This is a genomic window from Clavibacter michiganensis subsp. tessellarius, assembly GCF_021922985.1.
Lineage (GTDB): Bacteria > Actinomycetota > Actinomycetes > Actinomycetales > Microbacteriaceae > Clavibacter > Clavibacter tessellarius.
In genome coordinates, this window is record NZ_CP040788.1 from 1,431,374 (window position 1) to 1,445,675 (window position 14,302).

13 protein-coding genes are annotated in these 14,302 nt (G+C 74.3%); 7 read left to right on the plus strand and 6 right to left on the minus strand.

The annotated features are described in order from the left end of the window. Window positions 1-95: 95 nt before the first annotated feature. The 3 genes from FGG90_RS06560 to FGG90_RS06570 form a co-directional block, all read right to left on the minus strand. Window positions 96-374: a DUF3072 domain-containing protein gene (locus FGG90_RS06560; protein WP_094128992.1), complete on the minus strand. Its 279-nt coding sequence runs from the start codon at window positions 372-374 to the stop codon at window positions 96-98. 157 nt (window positions 375-531) lie between these two features. Next, the gene (locus FGG90_RS06565; RefSeq protein WP_094128989.1) at window positions 532-1,737 is read right to left on the minus strand and encodes a PrsW family intramembrane metalloprotease; all 1,206 of its coding nucleotides are present in this window, start codon (window positions 1,735-1,737) and stop codon (window positions 532-534) included. A gap of 113 nt (window positions 1,738-1,850) precedes the next feature. Beyond that, window positions 1,851-3,296 carry an FAD-binding oxidoreductase gene (locus tag FGG90_RS06570; protein WP_237583541.1) on the minus strand — a complete coding sequence of 482 codons (1,446 nt, stop codon included), beginning with the start codon at window positions 3,294-3,296 and terminating at the stop codon, window positions 1,851-1,853. A gap of 58 nt (window positions 3,297-3,354) precedes the next feature. Here FGG90_RS06570 and FGG90_RS06575 point away from each other — a divergent pair, with 58 nt between their 5' ends. Beyond that, window positions 3,355-4,299, plus strand: a complete 945-nt coding sequence (locus FGG90_RS06575) for a DNA-3-methyladenine glycosylase family protein (protein ID WP_094128986.1) — start codon at window positions 3,355-3,357, stop codon at window positions 4,297-4,299. Between the two features lie 3 nt (window positions 4,300-4,302). Here FGG90_RS06575 and ku read toward each other — a convergent pair whose 3' ends face one another. Beyond that, window positions 4,303-5,397 (minus strand): non-homologous end joining protein Ku, encoded by a 1,095-nt coding sequence (gene ku, locus FGG90_RS06580; protein WP_094128983.1) that lies wholly within the window; start codon window positions 5,395-5,397, stop codon window positions 4,303-4,305. Between the two features lie 36 nt (window positions 5,398-5,433). Here ku and FGG90_RS06585 point away from each other — a divergent pair, with 36 nt between their 5' ends. From FGG90_RS06585 to FGG90_RS06600, 4 genes are all read left to right on the plus strand, one after another. Then, window positions 5,434-7,941 carry an ATP-dependent DNA ligase gene (locus FGG90_RS06585; protein ID WP_094128980.1) on the plus strand — a complete coding sequence of 836 codons (2,508 nt, stop codon included), beginning with the start codon at window positions 5,434-5,436 and terminating at the stop codon, window positions 7,939-7,941. Window positions 7,942-8,037: 96 nt separating this feature from the next. Beyond that, entirely contained in the window at window positions 8,038-8,916 is an 879-nt protein-coding gene (locus FGG90_RS06590) for a fumarylacetoacetate hydrolase family protein (protein ID WP_094128976.1), read from the plus strand. A 43-nt stretch (window positions 8,917-8,959) separates the two neighbouring features. Next, window positions 8,960-9,097, plus strand: a complete 138-nt coding sequence (locus FGG90_RS06595; RefSeq protein WP_165771393.1) for a hypothetical protein — start codon at window positions 8,960-8,962, stop codon at window positions 9,095-9,097. A gap of 43 nt (window positions 9,098-9,140) precedes the next feature. Then, a complete protein-coding gene (locus FGG90_RS06600; protein ID WP_094128973.1) occupies window positions 9,141-10,199 on the plus strand; it encodes a hypothetical protein in 1,059 nt (352 codons plus the stop codon). 81 nt (window positions 10,200-10,280) lie between these two features. On the opposite strand, the gene FGG90_RS06605 is transcribed toward FGG90_RS06600, so the two are convergent. Continuing rightward, on the minus strand, window positions 10,281-11,798 hold the full coding sequence (locus FGG90_RS06605; RefSeq protein ID WP_094128970.1) for an aspartate ammonia-lyase: 1,518 nt from the start codon (window positions 11,796-11,798) through the stop codon (window positions 10,281-10,283). Window positions 11,799-11,902: 104 nt separating this feature from the next. Between FGG90_RS06605 and FGG90_RS06610 the strand changes: the two genes are divergently transcribed. After that, window positions 11,903-12,754, plus strand: a complete 852-nt coding sequence (locus FGG90_RS06610; protein WP_094128967.1) for a DUF429 domain-containing protein — start codon at window positions 11,903-11,905, stop codon at window positions 12,752-12,754. Between the two features lie 63 nt (window positions 12,755-12,817). On the opposite strand, the gene FGG90_RS06615 is transcribed toward FGG90_RS06610, so the two are convergent. Beyond that, window positions 12,818-13,564, minus strand: a complete 747-nt coding sequence (locus FGG90_RS06615) for a polyprenol monophosphomannose synthase (protein ID WP_094128963.1) — start codon at window positions 13,562-13,564, stop codon at window positions 12,818-12,820. A gap of 198 nt (window positions 13,565-13,762) precedes the next feature. Here FGG90_RS06615 and FGG90_RS06620 point away from each other — a divergent pair, with 198 nt between their 5' ends. After that, window positions 13,763-14,296, plus strand: coding sequence for a GtrA family protein (locus FGG90_RS06620; protein ID WP_094128960.1), 534 nt, complete (start codon window positions 13,763-13,765; stop codon window positions 14,294-14,296). Window positions 14,297-14,302: the final 6 nt, after the last annotated feature.

The following is a 14,302-nucleotide window of genomic DNA, read 5'->3' on the forward strand; positions in this document are numbered from 1 at the left end:
TCCCTCACGACGTGCTCCCCCTGCTCCCGCTCCCCCGATCCCATGCGACGACGGGCGGACGCCGCCCGGCGCCCGCCCGTCCGCTCACGCGCGGATCAGCTCGCGTCGTCGGACTGCGGCGACGCGGTCTCCTTCTTCTCCTGCAGGCGCTCGATCTGCTCGCTCGCCTCCGCCTTGTTGAGGTCGGCGGGGATCTCCTCGCCGGCCTGCGAGGCGAGCGAGTCGAGGTAGCTGCGCTGCGCGCCCGTCATCGGCTCGTCGCCCGTGACCCACGTGCTCGGGTCCTTCTCGGCGCTCTGGGGCGGCGTGGGCGTGGAGGAGCCGAGCATCTCCTTCTCGTCGCCGCCGGTGGTGTCCTGGTTGGCATCGCTCATGATCGTGTCTCCTCGTGGTCGTGGCTCCGACGCTACTCGCGACCCCCGACGTCGTGCCGGCCGGCCGGCGTCGCCCCGCGCGATCGTCGCCTGGCGGCCATCGCCCGCGCACCCGGCGCTCCCGCCCCGCTCGGCGGATCGGGAGGAGGCGGGCGGATCAGCGCCGGCCGCCGCCGAGGAGCGCCTCGCGGTGGTCGGTGACCGCCCGCAGCAGCCGGCGCTCGTCGTCGAGGTGCCCCGCCTCGGAGCGGCCGGACGCGGCGGGCCGCTCGGACAGCATCCGCTGCCGGGCGAAGGCGAGCCGCGTGGCGTCGCGCGTGAACAGCCCCATGGCCCGGCCCGCGTCGCCGCCGCGGGTGCGCGCCCACAGCCGCGCGCGCCGCCGACCCTGCCACGTGCTCAGCATCTCGACCTCGGCGGGCGTGAACCAGCCGACGGCCGCGTACTCGCGGAGGCGGCGGCGCGTCAGGTGGATCTCGTAGCGGCGCAGCAGGATCACGACCGTCACGAGGAACGCGAAGATCGGCACCTGCAGCAGCACGTAGAAGGAGAGGAAGTCGCCGGTGATGGTGACGCCCGTGTTCCAGAGGGCGTGCAGCACGATGGCGCCGACCAGCCCGATCGCGCCGGAGCCGAGCGCGGCGCCCGGACCGCGGCGCGCGCCGTAGCCGATGGCGATGCCGGTGATCATGGTGAAGGTCACGTGCGCGAAGGGCGAGAACAGGCCCCGCAGCACGAAGGTGCCGACGAGCTCGCCCGTGGTGCCCTGCACGAGCGGACCGCCGAAGTAGACGATGTTCTCCGTGAAGGCGAAGCCGGCCGCGATGGTCGCGCCGTAGACGACGCCGTCGACCGGCCCGTCGAAGTGGCGGCGAGCGACCCAGAACACGAGGAGCAGGCCGAGCGCCTTCGCGGACTCCTCCACGACGGGCGCCTGGACGGCCAGCTGCAGGAACTCCGTGTACCCCGTCGGCACGCCCACGGCGAGGCGCGCGTACTGCACGACGAGGTCGAACAGCAGCGCGATGGCCACCGACGCGGCCGCGCCCCAGAGCAGCGCGAACAGGAGCGCCAGGCGCGGCTCGGGCTCCCAGCGGTCGACCCAGCGGATCGCGAGCAGCACGCCGGCCAGCGGGACGAGCGCGAGGAGGGCGCAGATCGCGACGGCCTGCACCCCGAGGCTCAGCACGAGGTACGCGGCGACGACGAGGCCGACGAGCAGCAGCACGGCGACGCCCACGACGCCGAGCACGGCCGACGCGGTGATGCGGCGCGGCGCGTGCGGCGTGGGGAGCTCCATGGCGCGCGGCGGCGAGGAGGGCGACGGGCGGTGGACGGTCACGGGGACGGACGGGTCGGTCACGACGGCCCTCTCTTCGGCGGATCGGCGTCGCCAGCCTATCGACGGGCCCGACGGCCGTCCGAGCCGGCGACGCGCGCGGACATGCGGGCGTCGCCGGGTCGCGGATCCCCCGGTCAGGCGGCCTTGCCGGGGTTGAGGATCCCCCGCGGGTCGAACACGCGGCGGATCCCGGCGGCGAGCCCCATGACGTCGTCGCCCAGCTCGTCGGCGAGCCAGCGCCGCTTGAGCAGGCCCACGCCGTGCTCGCCCGTGAGGGTGCCGCCGAGGTCGACGGCCGCGCGGAAGAGGAGGTCGGCCGCGCGCCAGACGTCGTCGGGGATGCCGGTCGCCTCGCCGTCGGGCGTGGTCGGGTCCTCGGGGATGCAGAAGTTCGGGTGCAGGTTGCCGTCGCCCGCGTGCGCGACGGTGGGGATGCGGAGGCCGGTCGCGCGTTCGATCTCGCGGATCCGCGTGAGCATGTCCGCGAGGCGCGACCGCGGCACGGCCACGTCCTCGATGAGCACGCGGCCGCGGGCGGCGAGCGCCGGATGGAAGGCGCGGCGGATCGCGAGGAGCCGCTCGCCCTCGTCGGCGTCATCGGTCACGTCGGCCGTGCCGCCGCCCGCGACGACCACGTCGACCACGCGCGCGGCCTCCGCGGCGGCGTCCGGGCCGTCGCAGCGGACGAGGAGGTGCGCGGATCCGCGGGAGGAGTGGTCGGTGCCGAGGAACGCGTCGATGGCCTCGAGGGCGCCCGCGTCGAGCAGCTCCATCGCGGCCGGGCGGATGCGCGCGGCCGTGACGGCGGACGACGCGGCCGCCGCGGAGGCCGAGTCGGGGAAGAACGCGGCGACGGTCGACGGCGTCGCGGTCGGCAGCGGGCGGAGCCGGACGGTCGCGCGCACGATGACGCCGAGCGTGCCCTCGGACCCGATCATCAGCGCCGTGAGGTCGTAGCCCGTGACGCCCTTCACGGTGCGGTGGCCGGTCTCGACCACGCGGCCGTCGGCGAGGACGACCGTGAGCGCCAGGACGGCCTCGCGGGTCACGCCGTACTTGGCGCAGAGGAGGCCGCCGGCGTTGGTGGCGATGTTGCCGCCGATGGTGGAGATGGCCTTGCTCGCGGGATCCGGCGAGTACCAGAGGCCGAGCGGCGCGAGCCGGGCGTTGAGGTCGTCGTTGAGGACGCCGGGCTCCACGACCGCGAGCTCGTCGGCCTCGCTCACCTCGAGGATGCGGTCCATGCCCCGCACCGACAGCACGATCTCGCCCGCGGTCGCCGTCGCGCCGCCCGCGAGGCCCGTGCCCGCGCCGCGCGTGACGACGGGCGTGCCGGTGGCGCTCGCGATGCGGAGGGTCGCGACGACGTGGTCCACCTCGGTCGCGCGGACGACGGCGATCGGATCCGCGGGGCTGCGGTAGCCCGACCGGTCGCTGCGCGCGTCGTCGAGGGCGGTGGGATCGGTGGCCACGACGTCGCCGAGGGTCGCGACGAGCTCGGCGCGGACGGCGCCGGCATGGGCACCCGGATCGCGGGACGGCGCGTCGGCGGAGGGGGCGATGGCCGGGTCGTCGATCATGCGATCCACCCTAGGTCGGCCGCGCGCCCGGGTCGCCGGTCTCGGGCAGGCTGAGGGCATGGACTCCCCCGGCGCCGCCGCCCACGTCGCCCGCACCGTGCTCGACGTGCCCGCGCCCTTCGACGGCGGCGGCGTGATCCGCTTCCTCTCCTGGCACGCCGTCGCGGGCGCCGAGGAGGGCGACGCCACGACGTTCACGCAGTCGGCGCGGCTCGCGCACGGCGCGGGGACGGTGACCGTGCGGCTGCTCGACGCGTCGGCGTCCGACCCCGCGCCCGGCGCGCCCACCCGCCTCGAGGTGACCACCCGCGTCGAGCACGCGGACGACGCCGCCGAGCTCCTCGCCGGCACGCGCCGCCTCCTCGGCCTCGACGTCGACTCCGCCCGCATCGACGCCGACCTCGCCCGCGACCCCGCTCTCGCCGCGGCCGTCCGCGCGACGCCCGGCCTGCGGATCCCCGGCACGCTCGATGCGCGCTCCACCCTGTTCCGCACCATCGTCGGCCAGCAGATCTCCGTCGCCAGCGCCCGCGCCACCCACGGCCGCATGACCGCCGACCTCGGCGAGGACCTGCCCGCGTCGGTCGCGCATGGATCCGTCACGCGGCTGATGCCCTCGGCCGCCCGGATCGCGCGCGACGGCGCCGAGCTCCTGCGCGGGCCCGCTCGGCGCACGGCGACCCTGATCCGCCTCGCCGAGGCCCTCGAGGCCGGCGAGCTCGTGGTGGAGCACGGCATGCCGCGCGCGGAGCTCCGCGCCGCGCTCGTCGCGTTCCACGGCGTGGGCCCGTGGACCGCCGACTACGTCGCGATGCGCGCGCTCGGCGAGCCCGACATCCTGCTCTCCGGCGACCTCATCGTCCGCCGCGGAGCCGCCGCGCTGGGTCTCCCGGACGAGGCGCGCGCCCTCGACGCGCGCGCCGCCGCGTGGTCGCCGTGGCGCTCCTACTCGACCCTGCACCTCTGGCGCGTCATGACCGACGGGATGCCGGCCACGGGCTGATCCCTACGCGCTCCTCCTCTCGGCGGCCGGTGCCTTCGCGGTGCTCGCCTTCGTCGCGGTCGTGGACCTCTTCGCCGTCTTCGACTTCGTCGTCGACTCGCCCTTCGCCTTCGTCGTCGACTCGCCCTTCGCCTTCGCCTTCGTCGTCGACTCCTTCGCGGAGGACCTCGCCGGTGCCTTCTTCGCGCTGCCCTTCTTCGCCGGGCCCGCCTTCGCCGGCGCGTCGTCCTCGTGCTTCGCCGACCCCGCCTTCGCCTTCGCCGCCGACGCCTTCTTCGCCGGCGCCGCCTTCTTCGCGGAGGATCCCCCGCCCCGGCTCCGCTCGATGCTCCGCTTCAGCGCGTCCATGAGGTCGAGCACCTCGCCGCCCGAGTCCTCGTCGTCCTCGGACTCGCCGAAGGTCGCGTCGGTGTCGAGCGAGTCGCCCTGCGCGAGCTTCGCGTCGATCAGGGTCTTCAGCTGCTCCTGGTACTCGTCGCTGAACTTCGACGGGTCGAAGTCCTCCGCGAACCCCTCCACGAGCTGCGCCGACATCTTCAGCTCCCGCGGCGACACCTTCGGCGCGGCGTCGAGCGACGGGAAGTCGGCCTCGCGCACCTCGTCGTCCCAAAGGAGCGTCTGGAGCATGAGCACGTCGCCGCGCACGCGGAGCGCCGCGAGCCGGGTGCGCTGGCGGAGGGTGACGTGCACGATCGCCGTGCGGTCCGTCTCCTGCAGCGTCCGGCGGAGGAGCGCGTACGACTTGGGGCTCGAGGAGTCCGGCTCGAGGAAGTAGCTGCGGTCGAGCATCACGGGATCCACCTGGTCGCTCGGCACGAACTCGACGACGTCGATCTCGCGGCTCCTCTCCTCGGGGAGGGAGGAGAGGTCCTCCTCCGTGATCACCACGGTGCGGTCGCCGTCGTCGAACGCCTTGTCGATGTGGGCGTAGTCGACGACCTTGCCGCACACCTCGCAGCGGCGCTGGTACCGGATCCGCCCGCCGTCCGCGTCGTGCACCTGGTGCAGCGGCACATCGTGGTCCTGCGTCGCGCTGTAGACCTTCACGGGCACGTTGACGAGGCCGAAGGTGACCGCGCCCTTCCAGATGGCTCTCATGGGTCGAGTGAACACCCGCGGGGCCATGCTGGAGCGATGGCGGGCGCGAAGCAGCAGGTGGAGGTCGAGGGACGGCGGATCACGCTGTCGAACCTCGACAAGGTGCTGTATCCCGCGACGGGCACGACCAAGGGCGACGTCATCGCGTACTACGCCGCCATCGCGCCGCACATGCTGCCGCACCTCCGCGACCGTCCCGTCACCCGCAAGCGCTGGGTCGACGGCGTCGGCACCGACGAGCACCCGGGGAAGATGTTCTTCCAGAAGGACCTCGACGCGCACACGCCCGAGTGGGTGCTGCGACGGGCGATCCAGCACCGCGACCACGCGAACGACTACCCGCTGGCGAACGACGTCGCGACCCTCACCTGGCTCGGCCAGGTCGCGGCGCTCGAGCTGCACGTGCCGCAGTGGCGGTTCGGCCGCACGGGCGACGAGCGACGGCCCGACCGGCTCGTGCTCGACCTCGACCCGGGTCCCGGCGCCGGGCTCCCCGAGTGCGTGGAGGTCGCGACGGCGGCCCGCGCGATCCTCCGCGACATGGGCCTCGAGCCGTACCCGGTGACGAGCGGGTCCAAGGGCATCCACCTCTACGCGGCGCTCGACGGCAGCCACGACGCGGACGCGATCTCCCAGGTGGCGCACGAGCTCGCCCGCGCCCTGGAGGCGGACCACCCGGACCTCGTGGTGAGCGACATGAGGAAGGCCCTGCGGCAGGGCAAGGTCCTCGTCGACTGGAGCCAGAACAACCCGAACAAGACGACCGTCGCGCCGTACTCGCTCCGCGGCCGATCCCGGCCGACCGTCGCGGTGCCGCGCACCTGGCGCGAGCTCGCGTCGCCGACCCTGCGGCACCTGGAGATGGACGAGGTGGTCGCGCGGATGCGGAGGCGCGCGGATCCGCTCGCACCCGTGGAGGAGGGCCACCGCGAGAGCCTGGAGCCGACGCCCGAGCGGCTCGCGTCCTTCGCGCGGAAGGAGCCCGACGCCGCCGACGACCGCCTCGCGACCTACCGGTCCAAGCGCGACGCCGCCAAGACGAGCGAGCCGGTCCCCGCCGACGCGCCCGCGCCGTCCGAGGGCCGCTCCTTCGTGATCCAGGAGCACCACGCCCGCGCGCTGCACTGGGACTTCCGGCTGGAGCACGACGGCGTGCTCGTGAGCTGGGCCCTCCCCAAGGGCGTCCCCACGGAGCACGGCACGAACCACCTCGCGGTGCAGACGGAGGACCACCCCGTGGAGTACGGGTCCTTCGAGGGCACCATCCCCGCGGGCGAGTACGGCGGCGGCGAGGTGACCATCTGGGACGCGGGCACCTACGAGCTGGAGAAGTGGCGCGACGGGAAGGAGGTCATCGCGACGCTGCACGGCCGGGGCGCGGGCACCGGCATCGACGGGCCCCGGCGGTACGCGCTCATCCACACGGGCGGTCACGGCAAGGCCGACGCGAACTGGCTGATCCACCTCATGGAGCCCGCCGACGCCCCCGCGAAGGCGCACGCGAGGCCGGCCCGCGCGGCGGGGCTCGCGAAGGCGGGCGGGCGCACGCGCGTCGGCGCGCGGCGGAAGGGCGGCGCCGCATCCGCCCCCGCACCCATGCTCGCGACGGCCGCGACCGGCGCCGGCCTCGACCCCGACGGGGAGTGGGCCGTCGAGATGAAGTGGGACGGCTACCGCGCGATCGCCGTCGTCGCGGACGGCCGGGCCACGATCACGAGCCGCAACGGCGTCGACCTCACGGCCGCCTTCCCCGAGCTCGCCGAGCTGCCCGACGCGCTGGACGTGGACGACGCGGTGCTCGACGGCGAGATCGTGGTGCTCGGCGACGGCGGCCGCCCCGACTTCGGCCTCCTGCAGACGCGCCTGGGCCTCACGGGCGAGAAGGACGTCGCGCGCGCCCGGAGGTCCGCGCCCGTGCACCTCATGCTCTTCGACGCGCTCGCGATCGGCGACCGCGTGCTCGTCGAGGAGCCCTACCGGGAGCGCCGCGCCGCGCTCCTCGACGCCGTGCGGTCGCCGGGCCGCGGCCGGATCCAGGTGCCGCCCGCCTTCGACGGCGACCTCGACGGGGCGCTCGCCACCAGCCGCGAGCTCGGCCTCGAGGGCGTCGTCGCCAAGCGCGTCGACGCGCCCTACGAGTCGGGCCGCCGCTCCAGCGCGTGGATCAAGGTCAAGCACCACCGGGCGCAGGAGGTCGTCGTCGGCGGCTGGCGCCCCGGATCCGGCAGCCGCGCGTCCGGCGTCGGCTCCCTGCTGGTCGGGGTCCCCGGCCCCGACGGCCTCGAGTACGCGGGCCGCGTGGGCACGGGCTTCAGCGAGCGCGACCTCGCCGACGCCCTCCGCCGCTTCCGCCCGCTCGCGCGGAAGACGAGCCCGTTCGCGGACGTGCCCGCGGCCGACGCCCGCGACGCGCGCTGGATCACGCCGCGCCTCGTCGGCGAGGTCGAGTTCGCCGAGTGGACCTCGACGGGCCGCCTCCGCCAGGCGTCCTGGCGGGGCTGGCGGCACGACAAGTCGCCCGACGAGGTCGTCCGCGAGGACTGAGGCGCGGCCGCACGCGCCCGCGGGTGAGGCGGACCTTCCCATGCACGTTATGACCGCAACGGCGGTCGACCGCGACCGCCCGATACGCTCGGGGTCATGAAGTTCGCCCACCTGCTCGCCGACGACGGCGTGACCCCCCGACTGGCCGCGATCGTCTCGGAGGGCCAGGCGCTCTTCCTCGACGAGGTGCTCGACGACTCGCCCCGCGACCTCCAGGACCTCATCGAGCGCGGCGACGACGAGATGGCGCGCATCCGCGCCACCGTCGAGCGCGCCGTCGCGAGCCGCACCAGCACCACGCCGGTCGACGGCCTCACGCACGCCTCCGCCGTGCTCCGCCCGCCGGCCGTCTACGCCGTGGGCCTCAACTACTCCGCGCACGCCGAGGAGCTCAACATCACGAGCGCCTCCGCCCCCACCGTCTTCGCGCTCTGGCCCAACTCGCTCTCGGGCCACGAGGGCACCACGAGCTGGCCGCGCTCGCTCAGCGAGGAGGTCGACTACGAGGTCGAGCTCGGCGTGATCATCGGCCGCGCCGCCCGCGACGTGTCCGAGGCCGACGCGCTCGACCACGTCTTCGGCTACACGGTCGTCAACGACATCACGGCCCGCAACCTGCAGTTCTCCGAGCAGCAATGGAGCCGCTGCAAGAGCTTCGACGGCTTCTCCCCCACGGGACCCGTCGTCGTCACGCGCGACGAGGTGCCGGACCCGCAGGACCTCCGCATCACGACGGTCCTCGACGGCGAGACGGTGCAGGACGGCCGCACGAGCGGCATGGTCCGCACGGTCGCGCGCCTCGTCTCGTACCTCTCCACCTCGTCCACGCTGCAGCCGGGCACGCTCATCTCCACGGGCACGACGAGCGGCGCCGGGTACTCGCGCGACCCGCAGATCTTCCTCAAGGACGGCAGCACGGTCACGGTGTCGGTCGAGGGCGTGGGCTCGCTCACGACGCACACGCGCATCCTCTGACCGGGGCCGGGCGGGTCGGGGGCCCGCGCGTAGGCTCGACCGCATGACCGACCGCGCGCAGGACCCGATCCACGACCACTCCATCCCCGAGGACGCCGACATCTCCGCGCCCGACGCGGCGGATCCCGAGACGGACGAGCTGCACGACGCCACCGGCCGCCGGGACGACGCGGACGCGTAGCCCCTCCCGGCCGCCGCACGCCCGGCGCGTCTAGGCTCGACGCATGATCAACCGTCTCCTCTTCCTCGCCGGCATCGGCACCGGATACGTCCTCGGCGCGCGCGCCGGACGCAAGCGCTACGAGGGCATCGCCCGCACCTCGCGGTCCGTGTGGTCGAGCGAGCCCGTGCAGCGCGGCGTCCGCCAGGCGCAGACCGTGCTCGACGAGAAGGGCCCCGTCGTCGTCGAGCGCACGGTCGAGACCGCGCGCGAGGTCGCGGACTTCGTGGGCCACGCCGTCCAGGGGGCCGCGGTCGCCGTCGGCCGCACCGCGCACACCGTGGGCGAGCGCATCGGCGCCACCACGCAGGACGTGGCGGGCCGCGTCGGCAGCACCACCCAGGACATCGCCGGCCGCGTCGGCAGCACCACCCAGGACATCGCCGGCCGCGTCGGCGACACCGCCAAGGACCTCGGCACCCGCACCGCCGATCAGACCAAGCACGTCGTCGACCGCGTCGGCCAGCAGGCCACCGAGGTCGGCCACCGCGTCGCGGAGACCGCCGAGGACGTCCGCGGCCGCGTGGTCGAGGGCGCAGAGGAGGCGCGCACGCGCGTCCAGGCCACCGCCGAGGACCTCCGCGAGCGCGGCGAGGAGGCCGGCCGCCGCGCCGTCTTCACCGCGGCCGAGGCCCGCGACGAGGCGCTCGCGTCCTTCGACGACGAGGACGAGACCGGCCCGGTGGCGATCCCCGACGCCGGCGCCGCCCGCGCGGGCGAGCAGGACGCGTCGGCCGACGGCGCCGAGGACGAGGCCGACGAGGACCTCGACACGCTGGGCCCCGACGACCTCGGCGAGCCCGCCGACGCGGACGAGGTGTCCGGGGCGCCCGCCGCCGAGGCGACGCCGACGCCCGCGAAGCCCAAGGCCGCCCCGAAGAAGCCCGCCGCGAAGCCGAAGGCCGCGCCGAAGGCGACGACGCCCGCGCCCTCCGCCGGGCACGTCCCCACGCCGGGCGACATCGCCGGATCCGTGCACCGCGAGGAGCCCGCGCACCGCGCCCCCGCCGACGACGCGACCGGCACCACCCCGGCCCGCACCGCGACCGACCCGGACGCGTAGCGCGCCACCGCACCGCACGCCGCGCACGACAGCGCGCCGCAGCCCTCGGGCCGCGGCGCGCTGTCGTGCGGGGGGCGCGCGTCAGTGGACGGCGCCGCCCTCCTCGGCCGCATGCGCCGCGAGCATCTCCGGCGTGATCACGGTCATGGCCGCCGTCACGGGCTCGAGCCCCGAGAGGCGGTCGGGCGCGAGGATCTTCTCCACCTGCGTCCGCGTCATGAGCCCGGCCTCGACCACGAGGTCCGGGATCGACGCACTCGTCATCAGCGCCGTCTTCGCGAGGCTGGAGGAGGCCGCGTAGCCGATGTACGGCGTGAGCGCCGTGACGACGCCCACCGACGACTCCACCTGCGCCGCGAGCCGCTCGGTGTTGGCCGTGATCCCGTCGATGCAGTTCACCCGCAGCGTCTTCGCCGCGTTCCGCAGCCAGCTCAGCGACTGCAGCAGCGAGTGCGCGATGACCGGCTCGAACGCGTTGAGCTGCAGCTGCCCGCCCTCGGCCGCCATGGTCACCGTCACGTCGGCGCCCGCGATGGAGAACGCGACCTGGTTGACGACCTCGGGGATCACCGGGTTGACCTTGCCGGGCATGATGCTCGACCCGGCTTGCCGCGGCGGCAGGTTGATCTCGCCCAGGCCCGCCTGCGGCCCCGACGACAGCAGCCGCAGGTCGTTGCAGATCTTGGACAGCTTGATGGCGCCGCGCTTGAGCGTCGAGGACAGGGTCATGAAGACGCCCGCGTCGCTCGTCGCCTCGATGAGGTCGCTCGCGGTCACGAGCGTGTAGCCCGTGATGGCGCTGAGGTGCCCGCGCACGGCGGCCGCGTAGTTCGGATCCGCCGTGATGCCCGTGCCGATCGCCGTCGCGCCGAGGTTGATCTCCGACAGCAGCGGCACGAGCTCGCCGAGCCGCGCGTGGTCCTCGCCGAGCGTCGTGGCGAAGCCGTGGAACTCCTGCCCGAGCGTCATGGGCACGGCGTCCTGCAGCTGCGTGCGCCCCACCTTCAGCACCTGCGAGAACTGCGCGCCCTTCGCGAGGAACGACCGGCGCAGCAGGTCGAGCTCGTCGAGCGTCTGCAGCAGCGAGTGGATGAGGGCGACCTTGAGGGCGGTCGGGTACGTGTCGTTCGTCGACTGGCTGCGGTTCACGTCGTCCAGCGGGTGCATGTGCTGGTAGTCGCCGAGCGCGTGCCCGGCCTTCTCGAGGGCGCGGTTCGCGATGACCTCGTTGGTGTTCATGTTGGTGCTCGTGCCGGCGCCGCCCTGGATCACGCCGACGACGAACTGGTCGTGCAGCTGCCCGGCGATGATCTCGGAGCAGACCTCGTCGATCTGCTTGGCCTTCCGCGCATCCAGCACGCCGATCTGCACGTTGGCGCGCGCCGCGGCCTGCTTCACCTGCGCGAGGGCGACCACGAACTCGGGGTAGACGCTCAACGGCCGGAGGCTGATGGGGAAGTTCTCGAGCGCCCGGGCCGTGTGGATGCCCCAGTAGGCGTCCGCGGGGACGTCCAGGCTCCCCAGGCTGTCGGTCTCGGTGCGGACGGGGTGGCCGTCCGGCGTCGGGATGCGGTCGTCGTTCGGGCTCACTGGTGTCATGGGAGGCTCCATCGTCTCGTCGCTCGTGGCAGGAGGATCCCTCGACCCTACTAGCGGCCCGGAGCCCGCCCGGGGGTGCCCGGGCGCGCGGATAGGCTCGACGGATGCGCCGCTTCCTCGGGATCGACCTGGCCTGGGCGGAGGGCACCGCCGCCCGCCCGGCGCGCGAGACGGGGCTCGCCTGCATCGACGGATCCGGCCGGGTGCTGGACCTCGCCACCGCCCGCGGCGTCGACGAGGTGGTCGCCTGGATCGCCCGCTGGGACGGCCCCGGAGCGGTCGCCGCGGTCGACGGGCCGCTCGTCGTCGCCAACGCCACGGGCAGCCGCCTCGCGGAGAAGGAGGTCGCGTCGCGGTACGGCCGGCTCGGCATCTCCGCCTACCCGTCGAACAGGGGCCTGCCCGCCCAGGGCGCGGTCGCGCTCCGGCGGCGCCTCGAGGACGCGGGCTGGGAGTACGACGACGGCTCCCCCGCCGACCGCGCCCCCGACGTGCGCACGATGCTCGAGTGCTACCCGTACACGACGCTCGTCGGCGCCCCCGAGCTCGGCTTCGACGGGATGAAGCCGCGGTACAAGCGCCTGGCGCCGCTGCTCCCCACCGCCGAGCGCCGGCCCGCGCGCGCCGCCGAGTTCCGCGTCGTGCTCGACCGCGTCGCGGGGCTGGCGCACGCGGATCCGCCCCTCGACGTGTCCACGCATCCCGCCGCCGCCGCCCTCGTCGCCGACGGCCCCGCGATCGTCGAGCGGCAGCACAAGCACCTCGAGGACCTCCTCGACGGGCTCATCTGCGCCTGGACCGCCTCCTACTGGGCGCGCCACGGCACCGCCCGCTCGCAGGTGCTCGGCGCGACCGACCCGGTGGTCGACGAGCTCGGGCGGCGCGGCACGATCATCGCGCCGGCCCGCCCGCACCAGCGGGCGCCGCACGACCCGCTGCACGCGCCCGCCGCCTGAGCGCGAGCGGCACGTGCCCGAACCGACCTGGGCCCGACCGGTCCGCGCGGGCGGCGCGGAGGATCAGCCCCGGCGGAGCCCGAAGCGCAGCTGGAGCACGAGGAGCAGGTTCTTGACGAGCGTGTCGCTCGGGATCTTCGACTCGCCCTCGGTGCGGTCCATGAACACGATGGCCACCTCGGTCGGCTGCGTCGCCTCGCGCAGCGCGCGCTGCTTCATCTCGATCTGGAAGCCGTAGCCCGTGGTCGTGATGGTCGAGGGGCGGATGCGCCGCAGCAGCCCCGTCTCGTAGAGGTTGAAGCCGCCGGTGTAGTCGGTGATGCGCGAGCCGAGGAACAGGCGCGTGTAGAGGTTGCCGCCGACGCTGAGGAACCGGCGCTTGAGGTCCCAGTCGGGCGTCGCGCCGCCGCGGATGTAGCGCGAGGCCACCACGAGGTCGGCGCCGCCGCGGACGCGCCGCAGCATCTCGGTGATGTAGGCGGGGTCGTGGGAGAGGTCCGCGTCCATCTGGAGGATGTGCGTGGGCGGCTCGTCGGATCCGAGCAGGAGCTCGAAGGCCCAGATGTACGCGGCGCCGAGGCCGGCCTTCTCGGCCCGGGTCTCGACCCGCACGGAGAACGTGTCCGTCTCGACGCTCGGCGCGAGGGAGCGGACGAGGTCGGCGGTGCCGTCGGGCGAGGAGTCGTCGACGACCATCGCGGTGATCGCGAAGTCGGGGTTCTCCGCCGCCATGGCCGCGAGGCGGGGCAGCAGCTCGCCGACGTTGCGCGCCTCCTCGTAGGTGGGGATGACGATCGTGAGACTGCTCAAGCTGGTGGTTCCGTCTCCGAGTCGAGGGCGTGACCCGGTCTCGGGCCCCGACGAGTCTAGCCAGCCACCGTGCATCCGGCCGCGAGCCCCTGCGCGCGCCCGTTATGCGCTTGTTACACTCGTCACGGCTCGGCGCCCTGACGCCGTGAGCGTCCGCCGATCCGAACGGCGACCACGCCGGATGCCGGGAGGACGCGCGTGACCAAGCTCCTCGCCGACCGCCGCGTCCGCTTCCTCATCGCCGGGCTCCTCAACACGGCCCTCGACTTCGTGCTGCTCAACTGCCTGATCCTCCTGGCCGGCATGCCGGTCATCCCGGCGAACCTCGTGTCGGTGACGGTCGGCATCACCATCTCCTACTTCCTCAACCACTTCTTCGTGTTCCGGCACGGCGAGCCCGTCACGCTCGGCCGGTTCCTCCGCTTCCTCGCCATCACGGGGTTCAGCTCGCTGCTCCTGCAGAGCGGCGTCATCTGGCTGTTCGAGCAGGGCTTCGACACGACCTTCGGCCGCTCGCTCCTCACGTTCGGGACGACCGCCGAGATGGAGTTCCTCGAGATCAACGTGGCGAAGGCCACGGCCGTGCTCATCGGCCTGGTGTGGAACTTCACGCTGTACCGGCTGGTCGTCTTCAAGACGCCGGCGACGGGTGACGGCGACGCGGTCGGACCCGCGGGCGCGCCCGCCGTCGACGGGGCCCCCGCGGTCCGCGCCGGCGCCTCCGCCGACTGAGCCGCC